Genomic DNA, 26,636 nt, shown 5'->3' on the forward strand with positions numbered 1-26,636 from the left:
ACCACGTGCTCAGCTGCGAGCACCGAGGCGAGATCAGTCGTTACTCTGTATGGATATCCCTATGTTCAAGATGAACGCACTGGTGCCGGAACTGATCGTCACCGACCTGCAGCGCAGCCTGGGGTTTTATTGCGCCACGGGCGGTTTTTCCGTGGAGTACCAGCGCACGGAGGACAACTTTGCATTCCTCTCGCTTGGCCACAGCCAGATCATGCTCGAACAGGACTGGCACAGCGAGTCGCCATGGCGCGTCGGCCCGCTGCAGGCGCCGTTCGGGCGTGGCCTGAACCTGCAGATCCTGTGTGAAAATGCCAATGCGCTGGCCGGTGCGTTCGAGGCCGCAGGCTATCCCTTGCGCCGCGGGGTGGAAGACCACTGGTACCGCAGCGAAGCAAAGCAAGTAGGCCAGCGCAACTTCCTCATCCAGGACCCGGATGGTTACTTGCTGCGCTTCTTTGAAGACCTCGGCGTCCGTCCCTGCTCGTAAGGAAACCTGCAGATGAACACCCCCATCACACGCTGTGCGGTACCGGGCAGTGCGCAGATCCATGTGCAATTGGCCGGTGCCGATTTCGTCGATGCGCACCGAGCGCCGGTGATCAACGCCGAACGCTCGGCGCTCGGCCATTTTCTGTTGCTGATGAGCAGCATGCCCCGCTGGATCGACAACCTGATGGTGCTGCGCAATCGCGCGGTGCAGCTGTTTGGCCTGAAAGACCTGGGGCGCTTGTCGAGAATCGACCTTCAGCGCGACGAGGCGTCTTACCAGGTCAATGAACGGGTCGGTATTTTCACCCTGATCAGCAATAGCCCGGATGAAGTACTGTTGGTCGACCGCGACAAGCACCTGGACGTGTATATCTCGCTGCTGCGCTTACCCTTGGGCGCCGACAACCGTCGCGAGATTGTGGTGTCCACGGTGGTGCACACCCACAATCGTCTCGGGCGTTTGTACATGCTGCCGGTCGCGCCATTTCACCGATTCATCGCGCCGAATGCGCTCAAGCGCCTGATCAACGTCAGATAAAGGCCTGGGCTCATACGAAGCCCTGGCCGTAAAATCCGCGCGGCAAACGCTGGCGGCCGGGCAGGGCGCTCAGGCGCTCGATCCAGGCGCTGCGCCAGTCGTTGCCGGTGGGGTGAGTGTTGGCCCTGCGCGCGCGCCGCGCGGCATTGCGCTGGTCCTTGCGTGCGGCCTTGAACGCCTCGGTGTTGCGGCAGCTGCGGCATTTGACCCGATTGAGCTCGCTGGTGGCGATCAGGTTTTTACCGTGGCGACCGCAGGCCAGGTGGCCGGCGGTCCTGTAGTGGGTGACCATGGGATACTCCTCGCCACCGTTGATGGCAAGCCTGTTAAAGACTTCGACTCTCAGGCATGGGCTCGGTTCGCCGCTAGGGCTGGGCCGAGGTCTGCCGTTGTACGCTGAACTGCTTGCCAAACCACTCCTGAAGCATGGCTTTCTCGGCATACAGGCGGTCGGTGTCGTCGCGCCGCCCCGGGCGTTGCAGGTAAAACTTGTCCGTCAGGTGCGCATCAGCCTGGCTTACGGTCTGGCCTTGTTGCGACAAGGCATAGTGCAGGTCGATACTGGGCCAGGTAACGTCACGCATGATCCGTACCGAGTAAGCATTGGCCCGCCACGGTTCGTACTGGCCGGCCAGGTCGATATTGCGGATGTCGATGCGCAGGCGTTGACCGGCGGGCAGGTAGCGCTGGCCGAGCTTGACCAGGTAGGCGCTCAGTTCCTTCATCACATAGGCGTCGGCACCGCGATGGTAGCCGTTGCTGTCGAGGCTGGCGTCGCGAAAGTGCTCGGGTTTGTCGAAGGTGACTTCGACGTTGGGGCTGGCCGGCGTTTGCGCCAGGCTGTTGAATGCCAGCAGGCTGAGCGTGGCCAGGGTCAGGGCAGGGCGCATGATTCACCTCCGGGTGCAGCCTTGCGCAGTTCGCTGCACAGGCTTCATTGTACGCCTGTGATGATTGAAAGCAGAGGAGTCGGCAGTGCGCAGGATCGAACGATTTACAGCCAACCGGCATGGGCGGGACATTGCCGTGGGGGACATCCACGGGCATTTTTCGCGCCTGCAGCAGCGGCTGACGGCGATAGGCTTCGATCCGGCGGTAGATCGCCTGTTCAGCGTTGGCGACCTGGTCGACCGTGGCCCGGAGTGCCCGCAGGCGCTGGATTGGCTGGACAAACCCTGGTTCCATGCCGTGCAAGGCAACCATGAAGCCCTGGCGGTCACCCATGTCGACGGCGGTATGCTCGACTATGGCCAGTACCGCGCCGCTGGCGGCGGCTGGTTCCTGGCCCTGAGCGCCGATGAACAGGCGCGGTTTGCCCAGCGCTTTCGGCGCCTGCCGCTGGCGCTGGAGGTAGAAACCGCGGACGGTCTGATCGGCCTGTTGCATGCCGATTGTCCGTTTCGCCACTGGGCGCAGTTGCGTGAGCTGCTGGCCAGTACGCCACCGAGCGAGGTCCAGGAGGTTTGCCAATGGTCGCGCCAGCGCTTGTACAGCGGCGATGCTACGCCCGTCGAGGGGCTGCGAGCGTTGATCGTCGGGCATACCCCGCAGCGCGAGGTGCGGGTGCTGGGCAACATCTGGCATATCGACACCGGCGGCTGGGCCAGCGGCCAGTTCAGCCTGCTCGACCTGGGCAGCCTGAGCCTGCTCAACGCCAGGCCAGGTGAGTGAGCACCCCCAGCGCCAACAGTATCAGCACTGCGCCCGAAACCCGTTCAAGCCATGGCAGCAGTCGCGCAAAGCGCCGGCGCACGTGCAGATTGCCGATGGCTGCGGCCACCAGCATGTCCCACAGCAACACCGCACTGAACATCCACACTGCGTACGTCAGTTTCCAGCCTGCGCTGGTCTGGCTACCACTGACCATGCTGGCCAGGCTGACATAGAACAGGGCGTTCTTCGGGTTGAGGATTGCAGACAGAAAGCCCATCAACAGGCCCTGAAGCCAGGGACTGTTCAAGGCATTGGCCCGAACGCTGACCTGGGTCAGCGAACTTGCGCCGGCATGGCGAATGAACAGCACACCGATGTACAGCAGGTAGGCGCAGCCGGCCAGCTGGAGGGCGACGAACAGCGCGCTGTCCGGGTGCAGCGCCGAGACCCCGCTGAAGGCGGCAACAATGAACACGCCGTTGGCCAGGGCGATACCCAGGCAGGCGCCAGTCGCCTTGAGCCAGCCGGCGCTCATCGACGTACGGGCAACCAGGAAAAAATCAGGGCCAGGCGACAGCAGGGCAAGAAAATGCGCTGCCGCCACGATCAGAAACTGCTCCATGAATGACGGACTTCTTCAGCGATAGGGGGGCTGATTGTCGGTGCCGTGCAAGGAGCCTGTATTGAACAAAATTGCGGGTTCAGCCGCGGTACAGCCCAGGCGTTACGCCGGTGTGGGCCTTGAACACGCGCTGGAAGTGGCTCTGGTCGGCAAAGCCCAGGCGATAGGCGATGTCAGCCATGTCCTGGCCCTTGCGCAACCACTGGCGCGCGCGGTTGATGCGCTGGTTCAACTGCCAGGCATGAGGGGTAAAGCCGGTCGCGGCACGGAACGCGCGGATCAGTTGATAACGGCCCATGCCGGCGCTGTCCGCCAGCTCGCCCAGCGACAGGCTGCCGGCGTCGTCCTGTGCAAGCCGTTGGAGCAACGTTTCAAGGTTGCGCTCAAGGCGTTGCGGTGGCTGCGACAAAGTCTGGGTTGGCGGGTTGTGGTGATCGCCAATGAACGCGATCAAGGCGGCTTCTTTCTCATGGGTACTGGCCGCAGAGAACAACAGATCGTTGAGCCGGGTAAAACTGGCGTAGGTCGACCGGTTGCGCGTGACGTGCGCCGGCGTTCCCTCTACCTGCGCCAGCAGTGCCGATTCCAGGCGCAAGGTCTGCAGCCAGGCGGCGTCCAGATGGATCATCTGGTAACTCCAGCTCAGCCCGGGTTCGGGGTTGCAGGCATGCACGCAGTGCGCCGGAACGAACACCAGGGTGCCAGGGTGAAGGCGTGTTTGCGCTTTGCTCGCACCGCTAAACACACTGCAGCCCTGATCGACCGCACCCATGGAGAACGTTGGATGGCTGTGCGCCTTGTAGCAGGCACGGCTGTCGCAGGCGCGGCGGCTTTCGACATAGGGCAAGGCCGGGTCGCGCCAGAACGCTGTACGGGCGGCGTCAGTTGGCTGAGGCATGTGCAGGGGCCGATGAAAACGTGGCCAGAAGTCTATCACTGCACGGCCCGCCAAGGGCTGCACAGTTTTGTCGCCCAGCTGTACCTTGACGCGGGTACAGCGCCGAGGGGAACCTTGGGTTTTTCGCCACCGGAGCGCCTCCATGGACCTGACCACCCTGGCCCTGTTCATCCCGGCCTGCTTTGCCCTGAACATGGCCCCCGGGCCGAACAACCTGTTGTCGCTGAACAATGCCAGCCGGTATGGCCTGCGAACGGCCTGTGTGGCGGGGATTGGCCGGTTGTTCGCCTTTGCCGGGATGATCGTGCTGGCGGCCATGGGCCTGGCAGCGGTGCTGCACACCAGCGAATACCTGTTCCTGGTGATCAAGGTGCTGGGGGCCGCCTACCTGTTCTACATCGCCTGGCAGCTGTGGCGGGCGCCAGTGGCCGAGGCTGCCGTGCTCAGTGAGCGTCGCCGCGGTACGCTGCGCCTGGCGCGCCAGGAGTTCTGGGTGGCGGCCGGCAACCCCAAGGCGATTCTGATCTTCACCGCTTTTTTGCCGCAGTTCATCAGCGTCGGCAGCCCGTTGCCGGTGGCCGAGCAGTTCGCCTGGCTGGGCGGGATGTTCCTGTTGCTGGAATGGCTGGCCATTGCCATTTACGGCTGGCTGGGCGCCTACCTGCAGCGCTGGTTCAACCAGCCCGGCCCGCGGCGGCTGTTCAATCGGGTCAGTGCCACGCTGCTCGGCTGCGCCGGGGTCGGCTTGCTGGCAGCACGGCGGGCTTAGTAGCTCAGGCGTATCCCGAGGTTGGCGCCGACGCGCTCCTGTTGGTGGGCATCGAGGTTGCTGGCGTAGTCGATACCGGCATGCACGCTGAAGTTCCGGTTGATCTGCGCGACCAGGCCGGTACCGATGTCCATCGAGGTGTAGCGGTAGTCGGTCTTGATCTGGTCAAGGTCATCGAAGGTCAGGGTGTCGCGACCACCGTCACCGTGCCAGATATTGACTTGCAGGTAGGGCAGCAACGGCACTGCGCCTGATTTGAAGTTGCCTTCCAGGCGTACGCCGAGGCGCCCGGTCAACTCGGTCTGGGCGTCGTAGCTGACATGGGCAACGCTGTCTTCGGCGCTGTCCAGCGAGACGCTCTGAGCGATGATCTGTGCCTGGGGCTCCAGGAACCATTGCGACGACAGGGCAATCGGGTAGCCGGTTTCCAGCGACGCGCTCCAGGCGTGGCCGTTGAGGTCGAGCTTGTCGCCTCGATCGGATTTCGCCCGGCCGTCGAGGTCCGAGTATTGCAGCACGGCATCGACATACCACTGCTGCGCGCCGATCAGGGTCCAGTAGGCGCCGACGCTGTCGCTGTCGAGTTTCAGGTCGCCGACCTTGCTGTCCTCGACGCCCAGGGCGAAGCCCTTTACATCGCCGTTCAAGCGGCTGTGACCGACATACAGGCCAACATGCTGGCGCAGGCCTTCATCGTTGAGCCAGGCCCACAGGTCCTGGCCGACCTTGAAGCCGTACAGGCTGCCATCCAGGCTGGGGCTGACAGTGCCCGACCAGCTTTGATGGAAACTGTTGCCGTAGGCTTGTCCCCAACTGGCCGATACCGCGCCGTTTTCGCTCAGCAGGCTCTGGTCGCCCTGGCGTTGATGAAAGGTGCCCAGCGCCGAGCGCGCAATCAACGCCGCAGCCCGTGGCGCGGCGGCGTAAACAGCAACTTCCGGCCGGTACAGGGGGATACTCACGCCGGGCGCCGGTGGTGGCAGGTCAGGCTGGCCGGGGGCTGGGCCCGGGGTGGGGGGCGGTATCACGACCACTGGGTCAACGGGAGTAACGGGATCGACGGGTGTCACGGGATCAACCGGGTCCACAGGCGTAACCGGGTCCGGCGTCTCAGGCTGCGGCCCAGGCAGTGGTACCGGTGCAATCACGGTGGAGCGCAAGTACCAGCTATTGACGCTATCAGCAGTCACCCCGCCTTTGAACAGACGATAGTCAAAAGCGCCGGCCGACAAGGTCTGGGTCTGGACGAAGGCGGTGTTGCTGCTGGTCGCTCCGTTGATTGCTTCAACCACCTGGATGCCGTTCTGGCGGGTCACCGCACCGGCGCCGCCGAAGTTGCTGATCTGCAGGTTGGTGCTGCCGGCGATTGTGCCCCGGCTGACTACCAGGCGATCGGACGCTGCACCGTCGCCGGCCAGTACGCTGTTGAGTTTCAGGGTACCGCCGTTGCCTGCGTAGCTGCCGTTGATGGTCAGCCGCCCTTGGGCGTCGCCGCCGCTGCTCAGGTCGATACGCCCGCTGTTGTTGACAGTCAGCGGCTGGCCGGCGGTGAAGGGGCTGATCGTCCCGGAACGCGAGACCAGCGAGCTGCTGCGGTCGATGTTCAGGCGAGTGGGCGCCGCAACGGCGCTGGCATCGCCCAGGGTCAGGGTATTGTCCAGCTTGAACACACTGGCGTTGATCAGGCTGACGCTTTCCCAGTTGGTGTAGCGCTCGCCCCCCACCGGCTGGCTGTTATCGAAGGTCAGGCTGTCGACGCCGGCACCGCCGTTGACGGTGATGTTCAGCACCGGGCTGGCGAGGTCCTTGAGCACTGCCACGTCATCGTCACCGCCCATGTCGACAGTGCCGCGAATAACGCCGCCCTGCCATTTGAGCGAGTCATTGCCAAAGCTGGCCAGCAGGTTGCCTTGCAGCGTACCGCCGGTAATCACGAAAACATCGGTTCCGCCACTGGTGCTGATGTTGCCGCCGATGGTACCGGCATTGAGGAAGATCTGGTCGTTGCCAAAGCCGGTGACCAGGTTGCCGACGATGGTGCCGCCGGACATGCTGAAAATGTTGTTGTCCAGCTTCATGTCGACCCGGCCGATGCTGCCACCGGAGAAGAACGCCACGTCACCGTCTTCGAAGGCACCGATGATCCGTCCCGCGGACATGTTGAATGTATCGCGGGCATCGCCCTGGGCCAGGGACTGCAGTGTGCCGCCGGTCATCAGGAAGTCATCGATAAACGGCGTCTGTAGCACGGCGCCGAGGGTATCGCCGGGCCCGACCACCACGTTCTGGGCAATGGCGGTGAAAGGCAGGGCGCTGAGTACCACGATAAGCGAGGTGCGCATCAGGCGGGCTCCATTTCCATACAGGGCATTGACCACTGCGGCTCCAGCTTTCCTGCGAGCACTGGAGGGTCGTGCCCTGATGTATAGAGCAATCAGAAATATCGACAACTGACAAAAATGCTAGGTGGCCACTTGCTTCCACTGCCCGGAGGCCGGCCAAAGCCTGCGCTGCTTATAGTGAAAGGGTCTGATTCAATTAAGGAATATGACCTAGGCTTGGAGCTGGATCGGGCAACAGGAACCGCTGTCCGCCACCTGCCAAGGAGACGTACCGATGCTCTCGACCCTGGAGTTGCGCAACATCATAGAAAGCAGTTTTTTACCCACCCGCTGCCAGTGCACCCTGGCGGCCGACCGTTCGCTGACCGTACGGGTGTTCGACCGCAGCTGCGAGCGGGTCGACCTGCTGGTCACCGGCATCAGCACCGAGCAACTGACCAGCAGCCGGGCGATTTCCAACCTGATCGTCGGCCTGCGCAATGATCTGGAGGATCAGCGCAACCTGCGCTCGCAGCGGCGCCGCGACAGCCTTTAATCGCGGTAGAACACCTGCACCAGGTGATAGCCGAATTTACTCTTGATCGGGCCGTGCACGGTGCGCAGCGGCTTTTTGAAAATCACCTGGTCGATGGCGCCGACCATCTGCCCCGGGCGCACTTCACCCAGGTCGCCGCCGCGTTTGCCTGACGGGCAGGTGGAGTATTTCTTGGCCAGCACATCGAACGCCTCGCCCTTGGCGATGCGCTGCTTGAGCTGTTCGGCTTCTTCGGCGGTCTTGACCAGAATATGCCGGGCCTGTGCTTTCATCTCAACGTACCTTCGTAAAGCGCTAAAACCGCGCATTATGCCTGATTGCGCAACTCCGGGCGGTCGCGAAATTGCTCGAGGGCCTCGGGGTTGGCCAGGGCGTCGGTATTTTTCACCGGCTCCCCGTGCACCACGTTGCGAATCGCAAGCTCGACGATCTTGCCGCTGATGGTGCGCGGGATATCCGTCACCGCGGCGATCACCGCCGGCACATGCCGAGGCGTGGTGTTGCTGCGGATTACCTGGCGGATTCGCGCCTGCAAGGCGTCGTCCAGCTGCAGGCCGTCGCGCAGGCGCACGAACAGCACCACCCGCACATCATGCTGCCAGCGCTGGCCGATGGCGACGCTTTCGACCACCTCATGCACCTTCTCGACCTGGCGGTAGATTTCCGCCGTGCCGATACGCACGCCGCCGGGGTTGAGCACCGCGTCCGAGCGACCGTGGATCAGCATGCCGCCCTCGGCCCGTTCCTCGGCGTAATCACCCTGGGCCCAGACCCCGGGGAACTGGCTGAAGTAGGCCGCCTGGAAGCGCTCGCCCTGCGGGTCATTCCAGAAGCCCAGGGGCATGGCCGGAAAGTGCCGGGTGCAGACCAGCTCGCCTTTTTCACCGATCAGCGCATGGCCATCGTCATCCCAGACCTCAACGGCCATGCCCAGGCCCTTGCACTGGATCTCGCCGCGGCGCACCGGCAGCAGCGGGTTGCCGATGACGAAGCAGGAGACGATATCGGTACCGCCCGACATCGATGCCAGGCACAGGTCGCGCTTGAATTCGCGGTAGACGTAGTCGAAGCTTTCCGGCGACAACGGCGAGCCGGTCGACAGCAGCAATTTCAGCGAGTCCAGTGAATGGCTCAGGCGCGGGCGCAGGTCGGCTTGCTCCAGGGCTGCCAGGTACTTGGCGCTGGTGCCGAATGCGCTGATGCGCTCGCTGTCGATCAGGTCGAGCAGGCGTTCGGGGCCCGGATGAAAAGGCGAGCCGTCGTACAGCACCAGGGTGGCCCCCACGGCCAGGCCGCTGGCCAGCCAGTTCCACATCATCCAGCCGCAGGTGGTGTAGTAGAACAGTACGTCGTCCGAGCCCAGGTCATTGTGCAGGCCGTGCTCCTTGAGGTGCTGTAGCAATACGCCGCCGGCGCCGTGGACGATGCACTTGGGCACGCCGGTGGTGCCGCTGGAATAGAGGATGTACAGCGGGTGATTGAACGCCAGCGGGGTGAACTGCGGTTCGCCGCCGGGTTGGTAGAAATCGTCCCAGAGGCTGACCCGGGCCTGGCAGATGAATTCGTCGCTGGCGGTGTGCGTGCGGGTGTAAGGCACCACCAGCAGGTGTTGCAGGCTTGGCAGTTGTGCCAGTACCTGGTTGATCTTGTCGACCTGGTCGGTCTGTTTGCCGGCGTACGGGTAACCGGCACAGACGATCAACAGCTTTGGCTCGATCTGGCCGAAGCGGTCGATGATGCCGTGGGTGCCGAACTCCGGCGAAGAACATGACCAGATAGCGCCGAGGCTGGTGCAGGCCAGCATCGCCACCAGGGTTTGCCAGGTGTTGGGCATGCAGGCGGCAACCCGGTCGCCGACGCCGATGCCGGCGGCCTGGAAGCTGCGCTGCAGGCCGGCCACCTGTTCGGCCAGTTCGCCATGGCTGATAACCCGTCGCTCGCCGTCTTCGCGCACCACGATCAACGCCGGATGGTTGTCGCGGCGCCGTAGCAGGTGTTCGGCGAAGTTCAGGGTGGCGCCAGCGAACCAGCGCGCATCGGGCATCTGCGGGCCTTCGTCGAGCACCTGAGTGGCCGGCTGCTGCCAGCGCACCTGGAAATAGTCGGCAAGGGTTTGCCAGAACGCGGCACGCTGTTCGATGCTCCAGCGGTGCAGGTCGGCGTAATTGCGCAGCGCCAGGCCAAACTGCTGATTGACCTGCCGGCGAAAGGCATCCATCCGACTGGCCTGAATACGCGCCTTGCTCGGGCGCCAGAGCACTTCGTTCATGGGCGTTCCTTTTTGCGGTTGGCCAGGGCTGCTGCGCACCCTATCGCCGGCATTGCCAGCGATCAGCAGTGCCTTATTCCACTGTAGCTTTTTTCACTTTGTTCGAAGCCGACCAGACGCGGTAACGCACTTCAACGCCTTCCGGCACATACACCACCACCGGCAGCTTGCTGTTGTAACGCAGCAGGAAGCCATCGCCGACCACGGGCACAAAAGCCTGTTTTTTCTTGCCGTCAGGGCAGGCCATCAGGGTCGAGGCCGGGCCCGAGACTTTTTCCAGGCGGTAGTAGTTGTAGCCCCAGCCTTGCAGGGTCTGTTCTTCCAGGTTACCGCCCAGGTGCTGACGGTTGCAGTCGACTTCCAGTTGCTTGCCAGCCAGCACTTCGAGTTTGTAGGCCGACTCGTCAGCCTGCTTTGGCAGTTGGATCACCTGGCGGGTAAAGCCTTTTTCGGCCTCGGGGTAGGGCGCAACATCCTTGAGGCTGGCGGCCTGTAGCGAAGTAGCGGCAGCCAGGGTCAGGGTGAACAACGCGGTGAGGGAGAGTGGGCGCATAAGGCCTCCTTGCAGGTAAAAAAGACGATGCGGCAGCCAGGTGTTGAGGCTGCCCGTCACTGGGCCAGCCAGCCGCCATCGATGTTCCAGGCAGCGCCACGAACCTGACTGCCAGCCTCGCTACAGAGGAACAATACCAGCTCACCCAGGTGTTCGGGAGTGACGAAGGCCAACGACGGCTGCTTCTCGGCCAGCAGATCATGCTGGGCCCGCTGCGGATCAACACCGTTGGCGGCGCGGTCATCGATCTGTTTCTGCACCAGCGGGGTGAGTACCCAGCCCGGGCAGATGGCGTTGCAGGTGACATTGCTGGTGGCGGTTTCCAGCCCCACCACCTTGGTCAGGCCCACCACCCCGTGTTTGGCGGCGACATAGGCGGCCTTGCCGGTGGAGCCGACCTGGCCGTGCACCGACGCGATGTTGACGATCCGCCCCCAGTTGCGCGCGCGCATGCCCGGCAGCACCAGGCGGGTGCCATGGAACACGGCCGAGAGGTTGACGGCGATGATCGAATCCCAGCGCTCCACCGGGAAGTCTTCAACCGCCGCCACATGCTGGATGCCGGCATTGTTGACGAGAATATCGACGCCGCCGAACTCGCGCTCGGCATAGGCGAACAGCGCTTCGAGCTGTTTAACGTCGCCAAGGTCCGCCGGGTGATGACCGACCCGGGTACCGAAGCGGGCCACTTCGGCGATGGCCGCGCTGGCATCGCCAAAGCCGTTGAGGATCAGGTTGGCGCCGGCCTTGGCCAATGCCTGGGCAATGCCCAGGCCGATGCCGCTGGTCGATCCGGTGACTACTGCTGTCTTGCTGTTGAGACGCATAGGGTGCTCCTTAGACGATACCGGTGGCATAGAACGTAGCAATCACCACGAACACCGCCAGGGTCTTGATCAGGGTAATGCCGAAAATATCCTTGTAGGCTTCGCGGTGGGTCAGGCCGGTGACGGCCAGCAGGGTGATCACCGCACCGTTGTGCGGCAGGGTGTCCATGCCGCCGCTGGCCATGGCCGCGACCCGGTGCAGCACTTCAAGGGGAATGTTGGCGGCATTGGCGGCGGCGATGAAACTGTCGGACATCGCCGCCAGGGCAATGCTCATGCCGCCGGAGGCGGAACCCGTGATACCGGCCAGCAGGGTGACGGTAATCGCCTCGTTAACCAGTGGGTTGGGGATCGCGCGCAGGGCGTCGGCGAGCACGAGAAAACCTGGCAGTGAAGCGATGACGGCACCGAAGCCGTATTCCGAGGCGGTGTTCATCGCTGCCAGCAAGGCGCCGCTGACCGCGCTTCTGCTGCCTTCGGCCAGACGGCTTCTGATCGCGCCAAAGCCTGTCACCAGCACCAGCAGGATACCCAGCAGCAAGGCCGCCTCCACCGCCCAGATCGCCGTGAGCTTGGCGATGTCGGTCTGCACCGGCGTGCTCATGCCCGCCAGGCTCAAGGTATGGGTCTTGCCGTACCAGGCCGGAATCCAGTGGGTGAACAGCAGGTTCATCACCCCCACCAACAGCAGCGGCGACAGCGCCAGCAATGGGTTGGGCAGCTTCAGGTCGGCGGCGGTTTCCGGCTCGTTGCGTAGCGCCGAACCATAGCCTTCACCGGTGCGCTGGGCCTTGTTGCGCTGGCGCTGCAGGTACAGCATGCCGGTGCAGAACACGAACAGGGTGCCGATCAGGCCCAGCCAGGGCGCGGCCCAGGCGGTGGTGTTGAAGAAGGTGCTGGGGATGATGTTCTGGATCTGCGGGGTGCCGGGCAGGGCGTCCATGGTGAAGGAAAACGCGCCCAGGGCGATGGTCGCCGGGATCAGGCGTTTGGGAATGTTGCTCTGGCGGAACATTTCGGCAGCAAACGGGTACACCGCAAACACCACCACGAACAGCGACACGCCGCCGTAGGTGAGCAGCGCGCAGACCAGCACGATCACCAGCATGGCCTGGCGGGTGCCGAGCAGGCGGATCGCGGCGGCGACGATCGAGCGCGAGAAGCCCGACAGCTCGATCAGCTTGCCGAACACGGCGCCCAGCAGGAACACCGGAAAGTACAGTTTGATAAAGCCGACCATCTTTTCCATGAACACCCCGGTAAAGGCCGGGGCGACCGCCGCAGGGTCGGTCAACAGCACCGCGCCAAGGGCGGCAATGGGGGCGAAGAGGATAACGCTATAACCACGGTAGGCAGCCAGCATCAGCAGCGCCAGGGCTGCCAGGGCGATGATCACACTCATCGAGTGTCTCCTTGGGTGCATCTTGTTTTTGTTGGTGCGAAGGAGATAGCGGGAATCGTGCCATGTTTATAAGTTATTGAATTTAAACGTATAAATTTAATTTCTGAATGGGTTTCAATAAGTATGTCTCTGTATGGAGACAGGTCTTGTGGGAGCCGGCCTTGCCGGCGATGGGCTGCAAAGCAGCCCAAAACCTGGCAAGGCTACGCCTTGCATCGCCGGCAAGGCCGGCTCCCATGGGGAGAGGTGTTCGTCTCTATATGGAGACACAATTCTATTTAATGAGATTTTATCCCCAGCGCCAGCAACTTCTTGTACAACGTCGAGCGCCCCAACCCCAGCTGCCGCGCGGCCTCCGGCACATTCCCGGCACAGCGCGCCAGGGTGTTCTCCAGCAGCTGGCGCTCAAAATCGGCACAGGCCTGCTTGTAGCTCAGCGGTGGCAGCTGGACCTGCAGCGGCGCCAGGGCGCCCAACGCCGCCTGTACATCACCCACGCTCAAGCGCGGCTGATCCGCCAGCAAGGTCGCCCGCTCCAGCACATTGCGCAGCTCGCGGATATTGCCCGGCCAGGCATGCCGGGCCAGCAGTGCCTGGGCCGGGTCCTCCAGTTCGTGCTGGCTGCCCAGTTCTTCAAGAATCGCCTCGCTCAAGGCCGGCAGGTCGTCCAGCCGCTCACGCAACGGCGGCACCTGGATCGGCAGCACATTGAGCCGGTAGTACAGGTCGGCACGAAACTCGCCACGGGCCATCGCCGCCTGCAGGTCGGTGGACGTCGCGGCAATGATCCGCACATCGCTGTGGATCACCTGGTTGGAACCGACCGGCTCGTACTCCTTCTCCTGCAACACGCGCAGCAGTTTGCTCTGCAGTGGCAAGGGCATGTCGCCGATCTCGTCGAGAAACAGCGTGCCGCCCTCGGCAATCTGCAACTTGCCCGGGCGGCCCTTGCGCTCGGCGCCGGTAAAGGCGCCCGGGGCGGTGCCGAAAAATTCGGCTTCAAGCAGGGTCTCGGGGATTGCCGCGCTGTTGATGCTGACAAACGCTTTGTGCGCCCGCGCCGAGGCCGCGTGGATGGCATGGGCCAGCAGCTCTTTGCCGGTGCCGGTTTCACCCAGTAGCAACACCGGCGAATCACTGCTGGCGCCACGCCGGGCGCGGCGCTTGACCTCAAGGCTGGCGGCGCTGGTGCCGATGAACTGGGCAAAGCTGTACTTGGCCTGGCGGGCGCGCAGCAACGAGCGGGTCGAGGCCAGCTCCTGCTGCATGCTGGCGTAGCGCTTGAGCAGCGGCGAAAGGCTGCGCAATTCGTCGAACAGGGCAAAACCGATGGCACCGATCAGCTTGCCGCTGCTGTCGTGCACCGGCAGGCGCATCACCACCAGCGGCTCTTTCGGGGTGTCGAGCATGTCCAGCAGGATCGGCCGACCGTTGCTCACCACCTCGCGCATCAAGCTGCCGGGGATGACACTCTCGCACGGTTGGCCGATCGCACTGCTGGCGTCGTCCAGGCCAAAGCGCCGGGCATAGCGCTCGTTCATCCAGACGATGCGCGCATCACGGTCGACGATGATCGTGCCTTCGCTGGACTGCTCGATGATTTCGAACAGCGAACGAATCGCCAACAGGCGCACCTGCTGGTAGTCCTTGAGGCTGTCACTGTCCTGCATGCGCCGCTCCGCCGGGGGTAAAGGCTGCGATTATGCCCGTGGATCGAAGGCTTCGCGCAAGGCATCGCCAATGAACACCAGCAGCGACAGGATCAGCGCCAGGGCAAAAAACGCGGTAAAGCCCAGCCAGGGGGCCTGCAGGTGCTGTTTGCCCTGGGTGACCAGCTCGCCCAGCGAAGCGCTGCCGGCGGGCATGCCGAAGCCGAGAAAATCCAGGGCGGTGAGGGTGGTGATGGCACCGGTGAGAATGAACGGCAGGTAGGTCAGGGTGGCATTCATGGCGTTGGGCAAAATGTGCCGCAGGATCACCCCGCGGTCGGGCAGGCCCAGGGCGCGGGCGGCCAGCACGTACTCGAGGTTGCGCCCACGGAGGAACTCGGCGCGCACCACATCCACCAGCGCCAGCCAGGAAAACAGCGCCATGATCCCCAGCAACCACCAGAAGTTCGGCTCAACAAAACCGCTGAGGATGATCAGCAGGTACAACACCGGCAGGCCCGACCAGACCTCCAGCAGGCGCTGGCCGATCAGGTCGACCCAACCGCCGTGATAGCCCTGCAAGGCGCCGGCGGCGATGCCGATCAGCGTGCTGATGGCGGTCAGCGCCAGGGCAAACAGAATCGACACCCGGGTGCCATACAGTACTCGCGCCAGCACATCCCGGGCCTGGTCGTCGGTGCCCAGCCAATTGACCGTGGACGGCGGGCTGGGCGTGGGCACCAGCAAATCGTAGTTCGGCGTATCGGCGCTAAAGGGCACCGGTGCAAACAGCATCCAGCCGTTCTGGCCCTCGATCAGTTGGCGTACGTATTGGCTGCGGTAATCCGCCTGGAACGGCAACTGACCGCCAAACTGTTGCTCGGTATAGCGCTTGAACGCCGGGAAATACAGCTGCCCCTGATAACCCAGCAGCAACGGCTTGTCGTTGGCCACCAGCTCGGCCCCCAGGCTCACCAGCAACAGCAGGCCGAACAGCCACAACGAAATCCAGCCGCGACGGTTGCGCCGAAAACGCTGCAGGCGCCTGAGTGAAACCGGCGACAGGCGAAGCATCAGCGTGCCCTCGTGGCAAAATCGATACGCGGGTCGACCAGGGTGTAGCACAGGTCACCGATCAGCCGTACCAGCAGGCCAAACAGGGTGAAGATGAACAGTGAACCGAACACCACCGGATAATCCCGCGACACCGCCGCCTCGTAGCTCATGCGCCCCAGGCCATCGAGGGAGAAGATCACCTCGATCAGCAGGGAGCCGGCAAAGAACACGCTGATCAGGGCCTGGGGGATGCCGGCCACCACCAGCAGGATGGCATTGCGAAACACGTGCCCGTACAGCACTCGCTGCTCGCTCAGGCCCTTGGCCCGTGCGGTGATCACGTATTGGCGGGTGATCTCGTTGAGAAAGGCGTTCTTGGTCAGCAGGGTCAGGGTGGCAAAGCCGCCGATCACCAGCGCGCCGACCGGCAGCACCAGGTGCCAGAAGTAGTCGGCGAGCTTGCCCAGCAGGCTGAGCTGGTCGAAGTCTTCCGAGACCAGCCCGCGCACCGGAAACCAGTTCAGCGAAGTGCCGCCAGCGAACAGCACGATCAGCAGCAGGGCGAACAGGAACGAGGGCAGGGCGTAGCCGATGACGATCAGGCTGCTGCTCCAGGCATCGAAGGCGCTGCCGTGGCGCACCGCTTTGCGAATCCCCAAGGGGATCGACACCAGGTAGGTGATCAGGGTGGCCCAGAAGCCCAGCGACAAGGTCACCGGCATCTTCTCCAGAATCAGATCGGTGACCTTGGCACCGCGAAAGAAGCTGGCGCCGAAGTCCAGCCGGGCGTATTGCGTGAGCATCAGCCATAAGCGCTCGGGCGCCGACTTGTCGAAGCTGTACTGGCGCTTGATGTCTTCCAGCAGTTTGGGGTCCAGGCCGCGGCTGGCGCGTGAGCTGGTGTGCAGGGTTTCGGCGCTGGCCCCGGGCGCACCGCCGCCGATCCCCTGCAGGCGTGCAACCGCCTGCTCGACCGGGCCGCCCGGCGCGGCCTGGACGATGACGAAATTGACCAGCAGGATGATCAACAAGGTCGGGATGATCAGCAGCAGACGGCGCAGGATGTAGCCGATCACGGCGGGCTCCCCAGGCGCTCGGCCATCTGTGCGTTGGTCAGCGGCGTCGGGCTGACTTCCCACCAGCTGTCCAGGCCTTCGTCGTAGCTCGGCTGCACCTCGGGCAGGCCGAAGCGGTTCCACCAGACGGTGGATGAGCCAGGTGGGTAATAGTTGGGAATCCAGTAGTAGTTCCAGCTCAGCACCCGGTCCAGGGCATGGGCATGACGCAGCATGTCAGCCTTGCTCGCCGCCTTGACCAGGCCGTCGAGCAGACGGTCCACGGCCGGGTCCTGCAAGACCATGTAGTTGTTCGAGCCAGGGTCGCTGGCCGCCGCCGAGCCAAAATAGTTGTACAGCTCAAGCCCGGGCGACGGTGATACCGGATAGCCGCTGACGATCAGGTCATAGTCGCGGGCCATCAGGCGGTTGACGTACTGCGAGGCGTCGATACGGCGGATTTCCAGGGTGATGCCGATCTGCGCCAGGTTGCGCTTCCACGGCAGCAGCAGGCGTTCGAAACCGGCCTGGCCATTGAGAAAGGTGAACGTCAGCGGTTCACCCTGGGCGTTGACCAGTTGATCGCCCTGGGGTTTCCAGCCAGCCGCCTCGAGCAGTGCCAGCGCTTGCAGTTGCTTGTCGCGAATCAGCCCCGAGCCGTCGGTGCGCGGCGCTTCGAACACCTGGTTGAAGACCTCGTCGGGCACCTGCCCGCGCAACGGTTCGAGCAACTTGAGCTCCTGCACATCGGGCACGCTGCGCGCCGCCAGGTCACTGTTGGCGAAAAAGCTCTGCTGGCGAATGTACAGGTTGCGCATCATCTGCCGGTTGCTCCACTCGAAGTCCCACAGCAGGGCCAGCGCCTGACGCACCCGACGGTCCTTGAACACCGGCCGCTGCAGGTTGAAGACAAAACCCTGGGCGGCCTGCGGTGCATCCTTGGCCAGGTGCGCGCGCTGCAGGCGGCCATCGTCCAGCGCCGGGCTGGCGTAGCCGAGGGTATAGGCGGTGGCGGAGAACTCGCGGTTGTAATCGAAACCGCCGCCGCGCAGCACCTGACGCGCCACCTCGGTGTCGCCGAAGTACTCGATGCGCAACTGGTCGAAGTTGTAGCGGCCGCGGTTGACCGGCAGGTCGCGGGCCCACCAGCTTTTGTCGCGCTCGAAGGTGATGCTGCGGCCGTTGTCGACCCGGCCGACCTTGTACGGGCCGCTGCCCAGCGGTGCTTCGAAGCCTGCGCCATTGGCAAAGTCGCGGTCTTTCCACCAGTGCTCGGGCAGTACCGGCAAGGTCGCCAGGTCCAGGGCCAGGGTACGGTTCTGGTTGCTTTTGAAGTGGAAGATGATCTGCCGCGGGTTTTCTACCTTGACCCCATCAACGTCGGCGAACTGGGTACGGTACCTGAGATTGCCCGCACGCATGAACAGCTCGAAGGTGTAGCGCACATCCTCGGCGCGGATCGGCTGGCCATCGGCAAAGCGCGCTCGAGGGTCAAGATAGAAGCGCAGCCAGTGCCCGTCGGGATCGCGCTCAAGCTTTTGCGCCACCAGCCCATACACCGTGTAGGGCTCGTCCTGCGAGCGCACGGCCAGCGGCGAGTACAGCCAACCATCGACCTCGGCAACGCCGATGCCCTTGTCGATATAGGGAATGAGGTGGTCGAACTGGCCGATCTCGATGGCCGAGCGGCGCAGGCTGCCGCCTTTGGGCGCGTCGGGGTTGGCGTAGCTGAAGTGCTGGAAGCCAGCCGGGTAGCGTGGCGCTTCATCATAGACGGTCAAGGCGTGACCAGGGGCTGACATGGCAGCGCACGACCAGGCAAGGGCCAGGCCGAAGATCAACAACAGCAAGGGGAAGGGAGCAATTCGCATGCGCCTGACCACCTGAACCACGACTGTGGCTGAAGCTTAGCAGGTCACCTGGGCAAACAAACCGGCCCTGGGGGGCCGGTTTGTACAGCAGCGATCAGTCCTGACGGCTGGTCACTTCCAGCAGGTGATAACCGAACTGGGTCTTCACCGGGCCTTGCACGGTGTTGACCGGTGCGCTGAACACCACGGTATCGAACTCCTTGACCATCTGGCCCGGGCCGAACGAGCCCAGGTCACCGCCCTGGCGGCTGGACGGGCAGGTGGAGTTGGCCTTGGCGATCTCGGCGAAATCGGCGCCGGCTTCGATCTGGGCTTTCAGTTCATTGCACTTGTCTTCGGTGGCAACCAGGATGTGACGGGCAGTGGCTTTGGCCATGGGAGTGGCTCCTTGGGGTAAAACCCCAAGCCTAACGCAAATGCGGTGTCGCCGCACCACCGACGGCCTGGAGTGGGAGCGGATGAATCCGCTCCTACCGTTGTGGGCGGCTCACAAGCGCTCGGCCGCCTCACGCAGCAAGCGTTCGGTCGAATCCCAGCCCAGGCAACCATCGGTAATCGACACACCGTACTTGAGCGGTTGCGCGCCCAGCGCCTGGCAGCCATCGAACAAGTGACTTTCAAGCATCATGCCGACCAGCGAGGTGTCGCCCTGCAGGCGCTGCTCGAGTACTTCGTTGAACACCGCCGGTTGGCGCAATGGGTCCTTGCCGCTGTTGGCATGGCTGCAATCGACCATGATCCGCGGCGTCACACCGGCCTTGGCCAGGCCCTGACGGGCCAGGGCGAGGCTTTGGCGGTCGTAGTTCGGGCCCTTGTTGCCGCCGCGCAGCACCAGGTGGGTGTCAGGGTTGCCCAGGGTTTCGACAATCGCCGGGTAGCCTTGCACGTCCATGCCGAAATGCCGATGGCTGTGCGCGGCGCTGCGGATCGCATCGCAGGCAATGCCAACGCCGCCGTCGGTGCCGTTCTTGAAGCCGACCGGCAGGCCCAGGCCGCTGACCATCTCGCGGTGAATCTGCGATTCGGTGGTGCGTGCGCCAATCGCCGCCCAGCTCAGCAGGTCATCGAAGTAACCGGCGGCCATGGGTTGCAGCAGCTCGGTGGCAACCGGCAGGCCGCGCTCGAGCATGGCCAGCATCAGGCCGCGGGACAAGGCGATGCCGCCGTGCATGTCGTCGCTGCCATCGAGGTGCGGATCGTAGGCCAGGCCTTTCCAGCCGACGGTGGTGCGCGGCTTTTCGACGTAGGCGCGCATTACCAGGAGCATCTGGTCGCTGACGTCGATGGCCAGGCGCGCCAAGCGCTGGGCGTATTCGCGGGCCGAACGGGGGTCATGGAGCGAGCAGGGGCCAACGATCACCAGCAGGCGTTGATCTTCGCCATCGAGAATGGCACGTACGGCCTGGCGATGGGCTTCGACCTGGGCGGTGAGGGCAGGGGTAAGCGGCATTTGCTGCTTGAGCAGCAGCGGGCTCGGCAGGCGTTGGCTGACGGCGCTGTTGGCAGCAGTGGGTTCGGACAGTGGCAGAGCGAGGTTGGACGATTGCATGTTCTGGTTCCCTGGGCGGATGGCGGGGTCTGGCCCGCGCTGTCGGCCCTATCGAGGTGTTCGACAGATGGCCGGATTGGCGTCATGTGTGTGCGTGCCACCAACAAGTGACCGATCGGAGGCGGCAGGCTGGCCCGAACGGGATTGGCTAAATCGCCAGGCGCTAAAGCTTGGGTAAGGGTGGTAGGTGACGTAGTTCATGTACTGTTCCTCAATGTGATTCGCTAGTTGCCGGGGGCCTGAAACGCAAAACCCCCGGTCGGGGAGCCGACCGGGGGTTGAGTATTCTCGTGTTCGGCGGCCCCTTGAGTGTGGGCGCCGGTGTGGGTATCAGCGGCGCCTGTGGCTAAACCAATACCCAAAATAAAATCGAGCCGGTGAGGCCGTCGCGCACTCGACAGCCGCCACAGGGCGCGACAAGCGACCGGTGCTGCAAGCGTGAGTGAGGGGTGTGTGCGACATGTGACTCTCCAGTTGATGTTCCCGAGCTTACTTCAGGCGTTACCGTGGTTTCAATGGCTAATTTGCATGAATGCGATATGCCAGGGCTATCGCCGCAGGTAGGCGGTGAAGTCGATGTCGCCGGCACTGAGGATCGCCTGCACGCGGTTGTGCACATTGAGCTTGCGCAGAATCGCCGACACGTGAGCCTTGACCGTGGTTTCGGCGATGTCGAGGTTGTAGGCGATCTGCTTGTTCGACTCGCCCTTGGTCATGCGTTCGAGCACCAGCAATTGCTTGCGGGTCAGGGCCTGCAGCAGTTCCGGGGCAAAGCCATGGTGTTCGCCCTGGCTGCGCCGGTGGCTGCTCTTCTGGGTGCGGATGATGTCTGGCGGCAGGTAGACGTTGCCGTTGAGGATCTGCTCGATGGCCTCGGTCATCTGCGAGCGCGGCGAGGATTTGGTGATAAAGCCGACGGCGCCGTAAGTGATGGCCTGCAGGACCACCTGTTTGTCCTGTTCGGCCGAAACGATCACCACCGGGATGGTCGGTGCCTCGTTGCGCAGGTTGATCAGCCCGCCCAGGCCGTGCATGCCGGGCATGTTCAGGTCGAGCAGGATCAGGTCGAGGTCATCGTGATCGCCGGTGATCGCCAGGGCACTGTCGAGGTCGGCGGTTTCCATCACCTCGCTGCCGGGAAAGCCATCGCTGATGACATTGTGGATGGCCTCGCGAAACAACGGGTGGTCGTCGGCGATCAGAATCTTGTACATGGCTTTGCACCTTATTGTTGTGGTTGTGCTGCACCCCTTCATTACAGGCCAGGTGCAACGCTTTGGGAATGCGACCATCGACAAGTAAAACAGTACCAAAGTAGTAGTCGAGCGCCCAGGCGTGCGTTCTAGCATGGGATAAAACTGCAGGAGCACCACGCCATGGCCATTTTGCTGGTCGACGATCACCCCATGCTGCGCCTGGGGCTGGCCGCTACGCTGCAACAGGGCCTGGACGGCATGCCGATCATCGAAGCGGCCAGTGGTGAAGAGGCCCTGCACAAGGTTGGCGAGCAGTTGCCGGGGCTGGTGCTGATGGACTTCGGCCTGCCCGGCATCAGCGGCCTGGAAACCACCCGGCGCCTGCGCCAGCGCTGGCCGCAGCTGCGCGTGCTGTTTTTCAGCGAGCATAGTGATCTTGGCCTGGTACGTCAGGCCATGGCGGCGGGCGCCTGTGGCTTTCTGTCCAAGGCGGCGGGGCCTGCGGTGTTGCTTGAAGCGGTACGCCGGGTGCTGTCCGGGCATGCCTACATCGAGCAGGCGCTGGCCACCGACCTGGCCTGCCAGGGGGGCAGTACGCGCCTGCAAGGCTTGAGCCTGCGCGAAACCGAAATTTTCCTGATGCTGGCCAAGGGCATGCCGACCCGGCTGATCGCCGAGCAGTTGTGCATCAGCGCCAAGACCGTATCCAACTGCCTGACCCTGCTCAAAAGCAAATTGCAGGTCGCCTCACACGCCGAAATGGTGCACCTGGCGATTGAGGCGGGCCTGCTGCGTATCGCCGCTTAGTCCCAGGTTTTCGGGCAACCCTGGCAACCTTCCATGTTGCTGTCCTGAAAGTTGGCGTAATGCTGGCGGCTGCCGCGCAGGTCGGCCTGCTCCAGATTGCTTTCGCCGAACTTGGCTTCTTGCAGGTTGGCATCGGCAAGGTTGGCGCCCTTGAGGTCGGCCTTGCTCAACCAGGTCATTTCCAGGTCGGCGGCCTGCAGCTTGCTGCGGTGCAGTTTGGCCCCGGAGAGGCGGGCGAATTCCAGGTAGGCGGCGCTCAAGTCGGCGTTCTCGAAGTTGGCGCCCTGGGCGAACATGCCCCAGGCCTGTACCGCAACCAGCTTGGCGTCGCGCAGGTCGGCCAGGCGCAGGTTGCTTTGCTGCAGGCTCGCGCGGGTGAGGTTGGCGCCTTGCAATTGGGCTTTTTCCAGGTTGGACAGGTCCAGGCGCGCATGGCGCAGGTTCGCCCCGCGCAGGTCGGCACCGGCCAGGTTCATCTTGCGCAGGTCCTGGTTGCTGAGGTCGGCATTGCGCAGGTTGGCATTGGGGCATTGGCTTTCCTGGGCGATGGTGCAGCCGTTGATGGTCAAGGGCGTGTCGTCGTCGGCGAGGGCAGGGGTGCAGGCCAGGGTGAGCAGTAGCGGGAGGTATTTCATGGGGATCTCCTGGGGCTGGGCGATAGCAATCGCTGGCAAGCCAGCTCCCACAGGGTTTGGTATGCACCGATCCACTGTGGGAGCCGGCCTTGCCGGCGAGAGGGCGTCAAATCAGCGCTGGGCCGTCTTGGTGTCCCAGGCGGGGATCTTGAACACCCAGAACGAGCCACCCTGGGCCACCGGCTTGGTCAGCTCGGCCATGTCGCCGCCCCACAACGGCACCGCGCCGCCGTAGCCGACGGTCACGCCGATGTATTGCTCACCGTCTTGTTCCCAGGTGATCGGCGGCGAGACGATGCCGCTGCCGGTCTGGAATTTCCACAGCTCCTCCCCGGTCTTGGCATTGAAGGCCTTGAAGTAGCCGTCACCGGTACCGGTGAACACCAGGTTGCCCTTGGTCGCCAGTACCCCGGCCCACAGCGGCAGGCGTTCCTTGTGCTCCCAGACCATCTTGCCGGTGGTCGGGTCCATGGCGCGCAGCGAGCCGACGTGGTCCTCGTACATGCGCTTGATGCGAAAACCCATGCCCAGGTAGGCCGAGCCCTTCTTGTAGTTGACCTCCTCGGTCCAGTATTCCTCTTTCCATTGGTTCGACGGCACATAGAACAGGCCGGTGTCCTGGCTGTAGGCCATGGGGTTCCAGTTCTTGCCTCCGAGGAACGGCGGCGACACTTCCACCGGCTTGCCCTTGGTCTGCCCTGGCTCGGGCTTGGCCGGGCGCTGGCCGGGGTTTTCTACCGGGCGGCCGGTCTTGAGGTCGATATGGCTGGCCCAGGTGATGTTGTCGGCGAACGGGAAGGCGTTCTTCAGCTTGCCGTTGGTGCGGTCGACCACGTAGAAGAAGCCGTTGCGGTCGGCATGGGCGGTGGCCTTGTACTGCTTGCCGTCCTTGTCCTTGTAGTCGAACAGCACCAGTTCATTGTTGCCGGAGAAGTCCCAGGCGTCATTGGGCGTGTGCTGGTAGAACCATTTGACCTCGCCGGTGCTCGGGTCGACGCCGACCTGGCCGGAGGTGTAAAGGCTGTCGTAGTCGTGCGGGTTGCCGTCTTTGGACGTGCGCGCCCAGGTGTTCCAGGGGCCCGGGTTGCCGGCGCCGACAATGATGGTGTTGGTCTCGGCATCGAAGCTTGCGCTCTGCCACGGGGCGCCGCCGCCATGGCTCCAGGCCTCGACCTTGCCGGACTCGGTGCTCGGGTCGTTCGGCCAGGACGGTGCCTTGACGTCGCCGGTGGGGGTGCTGTCCTTGCCGTTCAGGCGGCCCATGTGGCCTTCGACGAAGGGACGCATCCACACCTCGTCGCCGGTTTCCGGGTCGCGGGCGTACAACTGGCCGACCACGCCGAACTCGTCGCCGGAGCTGCCGTGAATCAGCAGCACCTTGCCGCTCTTCTGGTCCTTGATCAGGGTCGGGGCGCCGGTCATGGTGTAGCCGGCGCTGTGGTCGCCGAACTTCTTCTTCCACACCACCTTGCCGGTGTCCTTGTTCAGGGCAATGACCTGGGCGTCGAGGGTGCCGAAGTAGATCTTGTCGCCATAGATGGCGGCACCGCGGTTGACCACGTCGCAGCACGGGCGAATGTTGTCCGGCAGGCGATGATTGTAGGTCCACAGGCGCTTGCCGGTCTTGGCATCGAGGGCAAATACCCGCGAGTAGGAGCCGGTGACGTAGATCACCCCGTCATTGACGATGGCCTGGGACTCCTGGCCGCGTTGTTTCTCGTCGCCAAAGGAGTACGACCAGGCCGGGGTCAGCTTGAACACGTTCTGGTCGTTGACCTGGGCCAGCGGGCTCCAGCGCTGGGCATTGGTGCCCATGCCGTACTGCAGCACGTTGCTGGTGCTCTTGTGGTCGTCGGCGATGTCTTCCCAGCTCACCGGTTTCGCCAGGGCATGCGGGGTCAGGGCCAGGCTGCCCAGCAGGAGGACGGTGTGCACGGCGGCAGACAGCGGAGAAAGCGCGGCGGGTAACGATCTTATTGTCATGGTTGGAGTTCCCAATGAAGGTTTTGGCCTGCATAGACTGGAACGCCAAGGGCGCGATCGATACGGAAAAACTCCCGGTCTTAGCGGGAAAACTTCCCAATCCGGGCATGATTTGGCACTACCCCACAAGCGCTACTACCAAGGGAGGAGGCTGCGACCACCAAAGCAGCATGGGGCCCTTGCCAGGGCCTTCCTAAGATGCCGGCACAACCTTTCAGCCGAGAGGTTCTTGCGTGCAAACAGCAGTCGAGGGCAGAACAATGAAAACAGCAAAACACGCCTGGTTGAGCCTGATCGTCGGTGTCGGCCTGATGAGCAGCGCCGGGGCTTTCGCCCATGGCAACGTCACGCCGACCGCGGTCAATACCGGTAACCTGGAAAAGCTCGGTGATCAGTGGCGCGCAGAAAACCCTTACCGCAACAGCAAGGACCATGACGAGGCGGTGTCGATCGGCGCTTCGGCCTATAACCAGAACTGCGCCGCCTGCCACGGCCTGGAGGCCAAGTCCGGTGGCATCGCCCCGGATTTGCGCTTGCTTGACGAAGGCGCTGCCGGTGATGAGTGGTTCGTCGAGCGGGTGCGCAACGGCGCGGTACGCGATGGCCGGGTGTACATGCCGAAGATGGCCGACTACCTGAGCCAGGAAGCACTATGGGCGGTGCGCAGCTACCTCGACAGCGTGCATGTCGAAGAGTGACTGCAGGAGCGGGCTTGTCCCGCGATGCGATATCACTGTTGAATCGCTATCGCGGGACAAGCCCGCTCCTACAGTAGGTCGTGATTACAGGGTGTAGTGCTTCAACTCCCGCGCAATCAGCATGCGCTGAATCTCGCTGGAGCCTTCGTAGATCTGGGTAATGCGCGCATCGCGGTAATAGCGCTCGACCGGATAATCCTCCAGATACCCATAGCCACCGTGTACCTGAATCGCCTTGGAACACACCCGCTCGGCCATCTCCGAAGCGAACAGCTTGGCCTGTGAAGCCTCGCTCAGGCACGGCTTGCCGGCGCTGCGCAGGCGCGCGGCGTGGAGGATCAACAGCCGCGCGGCGTTGATCTGCACCTGCATGTCGGCCAGCAGGTTGGCGATGCTCTGGTGCTCGTTGATCGGCTTGCCGAACTGGATGCGATCGCGTGAGTACAGCAGCGCCGCCTCGAACGCCGCGCGGGCAATGCCCAGGGCCTGGGCGGCAATGCCGATACGGCCGCCTTCGAGGTTGGACAGGGCAATGGCCAGGCCCTTGCCGCGTTCGCCGAGCATATTGGTGGCGGGGATACGGCAGTTGTTCAGGGTTACCGCGCAGGTGTCGGAGGCGCGGATGCCCATCTTGTGTTCGCTGCGATCGACCACGAAGCCTTCGTTATCGGTGGGCACCAGAAACGCTGAGATGCCTTTTTTGCCCAGCTCCGGGTCGGTCACCGCGAAGACGATGGCAAGCCCGGCGCGGCGGGCATTGCTGACGAACTGCTTGGCGCCATTGATCACCCAGTGATCGCCCTGCAGTTCGGCGCGGGTGCGCAGGTTGTGGGCCTCGGAGCCGGCCTGCGGTTCGGTCAGGCAGAAGCAACCGATCACTTGCCCGCTGGCCAGGCGTTCGAGCCAGGTCTGTTGCTGCTCGGCGCTGCCGTAGGCGAGCAGGGGGCCGCAGCCCACCGAGTTGTGGATGCTCATCAGTGCGCCGGTGGCGCCATCGCCGGCGGCGATCTCCTCGACCGCCAGGGCGTAGGCGACATAGTCGGTGTAGCTGCCGCCCCATTGCTCGGGCACGACCATGCCGAGCAGGCCCAGCTCGCCCATCTTCTGCACCACGCCATCATCGATCCAGCCGGCCTTTTCCCAGGCCTGGGCATGGGGGGCGATCTCGCCGCGGGCGAAATCCCGAGCCATGTCGCGGATCATGATCTGTTCTTCAGTCAGTTCCAGGTCTTGCATCTGC

Annotated in this window: 27 protein-coding genes; 7 read left to right on the forward strand and 20 right to left on the reverse strand. The window is 63.6% G+C overall.

Going from position 1 to position 26,636, the window contains the following annotated elements; translation table 11 throughout:
* Nucleotides 1-61 precede the first annotated feature (61 nt).
* Nucleotides 62-487, forward strand: a complete 426-nt coding sequence (locus KHO53_RS23295; RefSeq protein ID WP_010226483.1) for a bleomycin resistance protein — start codon at nucleotides 62-64, stop codon at nucleotides 485-487.
* Between the two features lie 12 nt (nucleotides 488-499).
* Nucleotides 500-1,027, forward strand: a complete 528-nt coding sequence (locus tag KHO53_RS23300; protein ID WP_213570957.1) for a DUF2867 domain-containing protein — start codon at nucleotides 500-502, stop codon at nucleotides 1,025-1,027.
* Nucleotides 1,028-1,037: 10 nt separating this feature from the next.
* Here KHO53_RS23300 and KHO53_RS23305 read toward each other — a convergent pair whose 3' ends face one another.
* Both KHO53_RS23305 and KHO53_RS23310 read right to left on the reverse strand, forming a co-directional pair.
* The gene (locus KHO53_RS23305) at nucleotides 1,038-1,319 is read right to left on the reverse strand and encodes a hypothetical protein (RefSeq protein WP_010226486.1); all 282 of its coding nucleotides are present in this window, start codon (nucleotides 1,317-1,319) and stop codon (nucleotides 1,038-1,040) included.
* Nucleotides 1,320-1,392: 73 nt separating this feature from the next.
* The gene (locus KHO53_RS23310; protein ID WP_213570959.1) at nucleotides 1,393-1,917 is read right to left on the reverse strand and encodes a DUF3016 domain-containing protein; all 525 of its coding nucleotides are present in this window, start codon (nucleotides 1,915-1,917) and stop codon (nucleotides 1,393-1,395) included.
* A gap of 85 nt (nucleotides 1,918-2,002) precedes the next feature.
* Here KHO53_RS23310 and KHO53_RS23315 point away from each other — a divergent pair, with 85 nt between their 5' ends.
* On the forward strand, nucleotides 2,003-2,698 hold the full coding sequence (locus tag KHO53_RS23315) for a metallophosphoesterase (RefSeq protein ID WP_100782740.1): 696 nt from the start codon (nucleotides 2,003-2,005) through the stop codon (nucleotides 2,696-2,698).
* Here the strand turns inward: KHO53_RS23315 and KHO53_RS23320 are convergent.
* Both KHO53_RS23320 and KHO53_RS23325 read right to left on the reverse strand, forming a co-directional pair.
* On the reverse strand, nucleotides 2,676-3,302 hold the full coding sequence (locus KHO53_RS23320) for a LysE family translocator (protein ID WP_159388628.1): 627 nt from the start codon (nucleotides 3,300-3,302) through the stop codon (nucleotides 2,676-2,678). The genes KHO53_RS23315 and KHO53_RS23320 overlap by 23 nt on opposite strands.
* A gap of 79 nt (nucleotides 3,303-3,381) precedes the next feature.
* Nucleotides 3,382-4,200 (reverse strand): AraC family transcriptional regulator, encoded by an 819-nt coding sequence (locus tag KHO53_RS23325; protein ID WP_213570961.1) that lies wholly within the window; start codon nucleotides 4,198-4,200, stop codon nucleotides 3,382-3,384.
* Nucleotides 4,201-4,342: 142 nt separating this feature from the next.
* Between KHO53_RS23325 and KHO53_RS23330 the strand changes: the two genes are divergently transcribed.
* Complete coding sequence (locus KHO53_RS23330) at nucleotides 4,343-4,969, forward strand: LysE family translocator (RefSeq protein ID WP_036995674.1); 627 nt, start codon at nucleotides 4,343-4,345, stop codon at nucleotides 4,967-4,969.
* Here KHO53_RS23330 and KHO53_RS23335 read toward each other — a convergent pair.
* Nucleotides 4,966-7,311, reverse strand: a complete 2,346-nt coding sequence (locus KHO53_RS23335) for an autotransporter family protein (RefSeq protein WP_213570963.1) — start codon at nucleotides 7,309-7,311, stop codon at nucleotides 4,966-4,968. The two genes, KHO53_RS23330 and KHO53_RS23335, sit on opposite strands and share 4 nt — an antisense overlap.
* 274 nt (nucleotides 7,312-7,585) lie before the next feature.
* Here KHO53_RS23335 and KHO53_RS23340 point away from each other — a divergent pair, with 274 nt between their 5' ends.
* Nucleotides 7,586-7,846 carry a DUF1652 domain-containing protein gene (locus tag KHO53_RS23340; RefSeq protein WP_036995672.1) on the forward strand — a complete coding sequence of 87 codons (261 nt, stop codon included), beginning with the start codon at nucleotides 7,586-7,588 and terminating at the stop codon, nucleotides 7,844-7,846.
* Here the strand turns inward: KHO53_RS23340 and KHO53_RS23345 are convergent.
* The 12 genes from KHO53_RS23345 to KHO53_RS23400 all read right to left on the reverse strand — a co-directional run bounded on the left by KHO53_RS23345 (nucleotide 7,843) and on the right by KHO53_RS23400 (nucleotide 21,291).
* A complete protein-coding gene (locus KHO53_RS23345) occupies nucleotides 7,843-8,118 on the reverse strand; it encodes a peptidylprolyl isomerase (protein ID WP_007932676.1) in 276 nt (91 codons plus the stop codon). The genes KHO53_RS23340 and KHO53_RS23345 overlap by 4 nt on opposite strands.
* Before the next feature lie 35 nt (nucleotides 8,119-8,153).
* Nucleotides 8,154-10,115, reverse strand: a complete 1,962-nt coding sequence (locus tag KHO53_RS23350; protein WP_213570965.1) for an acetoacetate--CoA ligase — start codon at nucleotides 10,113-10,115, stop codon at nucleotides 8,154-8,156.
* 73 nt (nucleotides 10,116-10,188) lie between these two features.
* Nucleotides 10,189-10,668: a serine protease inhibitor ecotin gene (gene eco, locus KHO53_RS23355; protein ID WP_010226508.1), complete on the reverse strand. Its 480-nt coding sequence runs from the start codon at nucleotides 10,666-10,668 to the stop codon at nucleotides 10,189-10,191.
* A gap of 56 nt (nucleotides 10,669-10,724) precedes the next feature.
* A complete protein-coding gene (hbdH, locus tag KHO53_RS23360) occupies nucleotides 10,725-11,495 on the reverse strand; it encodes a 3-hydroxybutyrate dehydrogenase (protein WP_213570967.1) in 771 nt (256 codons plus the stop codon).
* A 10-nt stretch (nucleotides 11,496-11,505) separates the two neighbouring features.
* The gene (locus KHO53_RS23365; RefSeq protein WP_010226512.1) at nucleotides 11,506-12,897 is read right to left on the reverse strand and encodes a GntP family permease; all 1,392 of its coding nucleotides are present in this window, start codon (nucleotides 12,895-12,897) and stop codon (nucleotides 11,506-11,508) included.
* Nucleotides 12,898-13,175: 278 nt separating this feature from the next.
* Nucleotides 13,176-14,567: a sigma-54 interaction domain-containing protein gene (locus tag KHO53_RS23370; protein ID WP_213570969.1), complete on the reverse strand. Its 1,392-nt coding sequence runs from the start codon at nucleotides 14,565-14,567 to the stop codon at nucleotides 13,176-13,178.
* 30 nt (nucleotides 14,568-14,597) lie between these two features.
* A complete protein-coding gene (locus tag KHO53_RS23375) occupies nucleotides 14,598-15,620 on the reverse strand; it encodes an ABC transporter permease (RefSeq protein ID WP_159388635.1) in 1,023 nt (340 codons plus the stop codon).
* Nucleotides 15,620-16,678, reverse strand: a complete 1,059-nt coding sequence (locus KHO53_RS23380) for a microcin C ABC transporter permease YejB (RefSeq protein WP_213570971.1) — start codon at nucleotides 16,676-16,678, stop codon at nucleotides 15,620-15,622. Before KHO53_RS23380 ends, KHO53_RS23375 begins: the two co-directional genes overlap by 1 nt.
* Complete coding sequence (locus KHO53_RS23385; RefSeq protein WP_213570973.1) at nucleotides 16,675-18,528, reverse strand: extracellular solute-binding protein; 1,854 nt, start codon at nucleotides 18,526-18,528, stop codon at nucleotides 16,675-16,677. Before KHO53_RS23385 ends, KHO53_RS23380 begins: the two co-directional genes overlap by 4 nt.
* 94 nt (nucleotides 18,529-18,622) lie before the next feature.
* Nucleotides 18,623-18,904: a peptidylprolyl isomerase gene (locus tag KHO53_RS23390; protein ID WP_010226518.1), complete on the reverse strand. Its 282-nt coding sequence runs from the start codon at nucleotides 18,902-18,904 to the stop codon at nucleotides 18,623-18,625.
* Between the two features lie 111 nt (nucleotides 18,905-19,015).
* Entirely contained in the window at nucleotides 19,016-20,077 is a 1,062-nt protein-coding gene (locus KHO53_RS23395; protein ID WP_100783269.1) for a 3-deoxy-7-phosphoheptulonate synthase, read from the reverse strand.
* Between the two features lie 548 nt (nucleotides 20,078-20,625).
* Nucleotides 20,626-21,291, reverse strand: coding sequence for a response regulator transcription factor (locus tag KHO53_RS23400; RefSeq protein WP_213570975.1), 666 nt, complete (start codon nucleotides 21,289-21,291; stop codon nucleotides 20,626-20,628).
* A gap of 162 nt (nucleotides 21,292-21,453) precedes the next feature.
* Between KHO53_RS23400 and KHO53_RS23405 the strand changes: the two genes are divergently transcribed.
* Entirely contained in the window at nucleotides 21,454-22,080 is a 627-nt protein-coding gene (locus tag KHO53_RS23405; RefSeq protein WP_010226522.1) for a response regulator transcription factor, read from the forward strand.
* On the opposite strand, the gene KHO53_RS23410 is transcribed toward KHO53_RS23405, so the two are convergent.
* Together KHO53_RS23410 and exaA are read right to left on the reverse strand one after the other, a co-directional pair.
* Nucleotides 22,077-22,715 (reverse strand): pentapeptide repeat-containing protein, encoded by a 639-nt coding sequence (locus KHO53_RS23410; RefSeq protein WP_213570978.1) that lies wholly within the window; start codon nucleotides 22,713-22,715, stop codon nucleotides 22,077-22,079. The genes KHO53_RS23405 and KHO53_RS23410 overlap by 4 nt on opposite strands.
* Before the next feature lie 111 nt (nucleotides 22,716-22,826).
* A complete protein-coding gene (gene exaA / locus KHO53_RS23415; protein WP_026001516.1) occupies nucleotides 22,827-24,698 on the reverse strand; it encodes a quinoprotein ethanol dehydrogenase in 1,872 nt (623 codons plus the stop codon).
* 260 nt (nucleotides 24,699-24,958) lie between these two features.
* Between exaA and pedF the strand changes: the two genes are divergently transcribed.
* Nucleotides 24,959-25,396, forward strand: a complete 438-nt coding sequence (gene pedF / locus KHO53_RS23420; RefSeq protein ID WP_010226528.1) for a cytochrome c-550 PedF — start codon at nucleotides 24,959-24,961, stop codon at nucleotides 25,394-25,396.
* An 84-nt stretch (nucleotides 25,397-25,480) separates the two neighbouring features.
* Here pedF and KHO53_RS23425 read toward each other — a convergent pair whose 3' ends face one another.
* Complete coding sequence (locus KHO53_RS23425) at nucleotides 25,481-26,632, reverse strand: acyl-CoA dehydrogenase family protein (protein WP_159388637.1); 1,152 nt, start codon at nucleotides 26,630-26,632, stop codon at nucleotides 25,481-25,483.
* Nucleotides 26,633-26,636: the final 4 nt, after the last annotated feature.

It is taken from the genome of Pseudomonas sp. RC2C2 (assembly GCF_018390435.1).
In the GTDB taxonomy this organism is placed as follows: Bacteria; Pseudomonadota; Gammaproteobacteria; order Pseudomonadales; family Pseudomonadaceae; genus Aquipseudomonas; species Aquipseudomonas donghuensis.

Excerpts from the sequence above, each read along its gene's own strand:
- KHO53_RS23295 (WP_010226483.1), top strand. The coding sequence starts at position 62 with ATGTTCAAGATGAACGCACTGGTGCCGGAACTGATCGTCACCGACCTG.
- KHO53_RS23300 (WP_213570957.1), top strand. The coding sequence starts at position 500 with ATGAACACCCCCATCACACGCTGTGCGGTACCGGGCAGTGCGCAGATC.
- KHO53_RS23305 (WP_010226486.1), bottom strand. The coding sequence starts at position 1,319 with ATGGTCACCCACTACAGGACCGCCGGCCACCTGGCCTGCGGTCGCCAC.
- KHO53_RS23310 (WP_213570959.1), bottom strand. The coding sequence starts at position 1,917 with ATGCGCCCTGCCCTGACCCTGGCCACGCTCAGCCTGCTGGCATTCAAC.
- KHO53_RS23320 (WP_159388628.1), bottom strand. The coding sequence starts at position 3,302 with ATGGAGCAGTTTCTGATCGTGGCGGCAGCGCATTTTCTTGCCCTGCTG.
- KHO53_RS23325 (WP_213570961.1), bottom strand. The coding sequence starts at position 4,200 with ATGCCTCAGCCAACTGACGCCGCCCGTACAGCGTTCTGGCGCGACCCG.
- KHO53_RS23330 (WP_036995674.1), top strand. The coding sequence starts at position 4,343 with ATGGACCTGACCACCCTGGCCCTGTTCATCCCGGCCTGCTTTGCCCTG.
- KHO53_RS23335 (WP_213570963.1), bottom strand. The coding sequence starts at position 7,311 with ATGCGCACCTCGCTTATCGTGGTACTCAGCGCCCTGCCTTTCACCGCC.
- KHO53_RS23340 (WP_036995672.1), top strand. The coding sequence starts at position 7,586 with ATGCTCTCGACCCTGGAGTTGCGCAACATCATAGAAAGCAGTTTTTTA.
- KHO53_RS23345 (WP_007932676.1), bottom strand. The coding sequence starts at position 8,118 with ATGAAAGCACAGGCCCGGCATATTCTGGTCAAGACCGCCGAAGAAGCC.
- KHO53_RS23350 (WP_213570965.1), bottom strand. The coding sequence starts at position 10,115 with ATGAACGAAGTGCTCTGGCGCCCGAGCAAGGCGCGTATTCAGGCCAGT.
- eco (WP_010226508.1), bottom strand. The coding sequence starts at position 10,668 with ATGCGCCCACTCTCCCTCACCGCGTTGTTCACCCTGACCCTGGCTGCC.
- hbdH (WP_213570967.1), bottom strand. The coding sequence starts at position 11,495 with ATGCGTCTCAACAGCAAGACAGCAGTAGTCACCGGATCGACCAGCGGC.
- KHO53_RS23365 (WP_010226512.1), bottom strand. The coding sequence starts at position 12,897 with ATGAGTGTGATCATCGCCCTGGCAGCCCTGGCGCTGCTGATGCTGGCT.
- KHO53_RS23370 (WP_213570969.1), bottom strand. The coding sequence starts at position 14,567 with ATGCAGGACAGTGACAGCCTCAAGGACTACCAGCAGGTGCGCCTGTTG.
- KHO53_RS23375 (WP_159388635.1), bottom strand. The coding sequence starts at position 15,620 with ATGCTTCGCCTGTCGCCGGTTTCACTCAGGCGCCTGCAGCGTTTTCGG.
- KHO53_RS23385 (WP_213570973.1), bottom strand. The coding sequence starts at position 18,528 with ATGCGAATTGCTCCCTTCCCCTTGCTGTTGTTGATCTTCGGCCTGGCC.
- KHO53_RS23390 (WP_010226518.1), bottom strand. The coding sequence starts at position 18,904 with ATGGCCAAAGCCACTGCCCGTCACATCCTGGTTGCCACCGAAGACAAG.
- KHO53_RS23395 (WP_100783269.1), bottom strand. The coding sequence starts at position 20,077 with ATGCAATCGTCCAACCTCGCTCTGCCACTGTCCGAACCCACTGCTGCC.
- KHO53_RS23400 (WP_213570975.1), bottom strand. The coding sequence starts at position 21,291 with ATGTACAAGATTCTGATCGCCGACGACCACCCGTTGTTTCGCGAGGCC.
- KHO53_RS23405 (WP_010226522.1), top strand. The coding sequence starts at position 21,454 with ATGGCCATTTTGCTGGTCGACGATCACCCCATGCTGCGCCTGGGGCTG.
- KHO53_RS23410 (WP_213570978.1), bottom strand. The coding sequence starts at position 22,715 with ATGAAATACCTCCCGCTACTGCTCACCCTGGCCTGCACCCCTGCCCTC.
- exaA (WP_026001516.1), bottom strand. The coding sequence starts at position 24,698 with ATGACAATAAGATCGTTACCCGCCGCGCTTTCTCCGCTGTCTGCCGCC.
- pedF (WP_010226528.1), top strand. The coding sequence starts at position 24,959 with ATGAAAACAGCAAAACACGCCTGGTTGAGCCTGATCGTCGGTGTCGGC.
- KHO53_RS23425 (WP_159388637.1), bottom strand. The coding sequence starts at position 26,632 with ATGCAAGACCTGGAACTGACTGAAGAACAGATCATGATCCGCGACATG.